Genomic DNA, 688 nt, shown 5'->3' on the forward strand with positions numbered 1-688 from the left:
TTTTCCTCCTTCAATCTTTCGCACCGCCCTTATGAGGCTGTGCGAAGCTATCTTCTGTGCTGTCCTTATGGGACGCACAAAGCTAAAAAGTATTTAGAATATGCCGTTATGTACAAAATTGCACATAAGATTTTATAGCAGACCTCCGTAAATTTTTCATTCACTTTTTAGAGATCCGATAAACTATACTCAATCGGTATCATTTTAATACCCAAAAAAACAGACCTTGTTGCCTTTCGGCAGAGGATTCTGTCCACTTTATTCAGCTTCATTATTATGATACAACATATGCACACATTTGTCAAGTGGTTTTTATGTTATTTTGGCACTTTTCATAAAAAATTGACCTGTATTTCACCGAAAACAACAGCCGCCGATACGTAATCGGCGGCATATGGTTTATTTACGCTTAGATCTTAGTGAATGAGCTTGTTTCCGCACTCTGCGCAGAACTTTGCTGTCTCGCTGACGATCTTTGCTCCGCACTGGTCGCAGAACTTGATCTTGGGCTTTGCAGGTTCTGCAGGCTGAACAGGCTTTGCGGGTTCAGCAGGCTGAACAGGCTTTGCAGGTTCAGCTGGCTTGGGTGCTTCCGCAGGCTTAATAGGTTCAACAGGCTTCAGGGGCTTCAAAGGCTCTGCGGGCTTTGCAGGCTCTGCGGGCTTTGCAGGCTCTGCGGGCTTAGCTG

At 44.8% G+C, this 688-nt stretch carries 1 pseudogene; it reads right to left on the minus strand.

What is annotated here, in order from left to right:
* Positions 1-416: 416 nt before the first annotated feature.
* Positions 417-688: pseudogene (locus ACI4J0_RS01530) on the minus strand (hypothetical protein); the annotation flags it as partial.

It is taken from the genome of Huintestinicola sp., assembly GCF_051882455.1.
Classification (GTDB): Bacteria; Bacillota; Clostridia; order Oscillospirales; family Ruminococcaceae; genus Huintestinicola.